Source organism: Endozoicomonas sp. YOMI1 (assembly GCF_024606345.1).
Lineage (GTDB): Bacteria > Pseudomonadota > Gammaproteobacteria > Pseudomonadales > Endozoicomonadaceae > Endozoicomonas.
Genome location: NZ_JAHHPM010000557.1, coordinates 1 through 1,588, shown reverse-complemented (window position 1 = coordinate 1,588; position 1,588 = coordinate 1). Strand labels below are relative to the sequence as shown.

The window sequence follows — 1,588 nt, the reverse complement described above, 5'->3', positions numbered from 1 at the left end:
TTGAGCCGTATGCGATGAAAGTCGCACGTGCGGTTCTTAGGGGGCTGGGTGGCAGTAATGTCACCCGGCTACCCGGCGTGCGGACTTATAAGCCTTTACCAACAGACTTTTACTACTGTTCCATTGGAGAGTCACCAGCGGATTTGCGCACTATCCGGCTGACGGTTGTATAGTGCAGGCCAACATAATCAGCAATCTCGGTAAGGCTATAGCCACCGGATTGAGAGGCAGAAGCAATCGCCTCATCACGATGATCGGCAGTTTCCATAAAGTAGCTGATGGGTGGTGCTGTTTTCCGCCGTTGCTTATGAGGTACTTCAGAAAGAGCAGCCTTTCCTTTAGGTTTATAGGCCAGCTGATCATTGATGAAATTATCGTCACCCAGATAGTTCTGCTGCTTAAGGTTCTCCCAGATATTAACGCCAACACCCTCGGCAACAAACAGGGCAACGTTGAGAATGGCTTCATCCCGGTCGCTGGTAAAGTAGCGTAGCGTGGCATCCGTCGCCAGCCAGGGTGGTGAATCGAACAGGCCGGTGGTGTAGCAGTAACTGCTCCACGGCCAATCATCCGGGGACTTGACCATTTTTGCTCTGACCGGATTTAGCACGGGTAACGGCTCAGCTCCATAAGATAAGCATCTTTATCCACAAGAATGGCTTTGTATCGCCCCTGGAAAAGATGACCGACTATCTCAATCATGGCCAGACTCCAGAAGCAAAGCCAGATACACAAGGGCCAGTGAGGTGGCCAGACCGAAGAAGACAATACAAATAGATATGTTAAAGTAGATGTAGAAACGACTACTGGCTGAGGCAACCCATGAGACCATCGGCAGCATTAAAAAAATACCGAGCAAAGATCAAAGCCGTTATAAAAGAACATAAAGCGGCTAATGCCCGGGTATTTGGCTCTGTATTGAATGGAACCGACACCGAAACCAGTGACCTGGACATACTGATTGACCCGGGTCAGGACATGACCCTGTTTGATATTGGAGCGATCCGTCACAAACTCAAGCAGTTAACTGGTGTAGAAGTCGACATCCTGACTCCTGGCTCACTTTCAGACACGATCAGAGATGAAGTCCTTTCGCAGGCAAAGCCCATATGAAAGGGAAAAATGCACTGAGGCTAGTGGAATATCTTTCTCACATCGTTGAGGCAGTGGGGCGAATACAAGCGTACATCGCTGATTTGAAGAGTGAACAAGAATTTTACGAAAACACGCTCGTTCAGGATGCAGTCATCCGAAACCTTGAAATTATTGGTGAAGCCAGCAACAACGTTGATAAACACTTTCCTCAGTTTGTGCAAGATCACAAAGATGTACCTTTTATTTATGCCTATGAAATGAGAAATGCCCTTACTCATGACTACTTTAAAGTTGACCTTCCCATTGTCTGGCAAACCATTGAGAATGATTTGCCTGCATTAGCAAGCAGTGTTCAGAAATTAATTGAATCAATTGAATAAATGAGAGTGAGCATCTGTTGTGGAATAGCTCATTTTTGATAATACACGACGATGAATGTGGAGAGTAGACCGGCGGAACTTCCCCGCCAGCCCCTCGCAGAACGGTACGTGAA

Annotated in this window: 3 protein-coding genes; 2 read left to right on the top strand and 1 reads right to left on the bottom strand. The window is 47.2% G+C overall.

Annotation, left to right across the window (positions count from 1 at the left end; translation table 11 throughout):
- Positions 1-112: 112 nt before the first annotated feature.
- Positions 113-586: a helix-turn-helix domain-containing protein gene (locus KDK15_RS19655; protein ID WP_257297092.1), complete on the bottom strand. Its 474-nt coding sequence runs from the start codon at positions 584-586 to the stop codon at positions 113-115.
- A 236-nt stretch (positions 587-822) separates the two neighbouring features.
- Here KDK15_RS19655 and KDK15_RS19650 point away from each other — a divergent pair, with 236 nt between their 5' ends.
- Together KDK15_RS19650 and KDK15_RS19645 are read left to right on the top strand one after the other, a co-directional pair.
- A complete protein-coding gene (locus tag KDK15_RS19650) occupies positions 823-1,113 on the top strand; it encodes a nucleotidyltransferase family protein (RefSeq protein ID WP_257297091.1) in 291 nt (96 codons plus the stop codon).
- On the top strand, positions 1,110-1,475 hold the full coding sequence (locus KDK15_RS19645) for a DUF86 domain-containing protein (protein ID WP_257297090.1): 366 nt from the start codon (positions 1,110-1,112) through the stop codon (positions 1,473-1,475). The genes KDK15_RS19650 and KDK15_RS19645 overlap by 4 nt, the downstream gene beginning before the upstream one ends.
- The last annotated feature ends 113 nt before the right edge of the window (positions 1,476-1,588 follow it).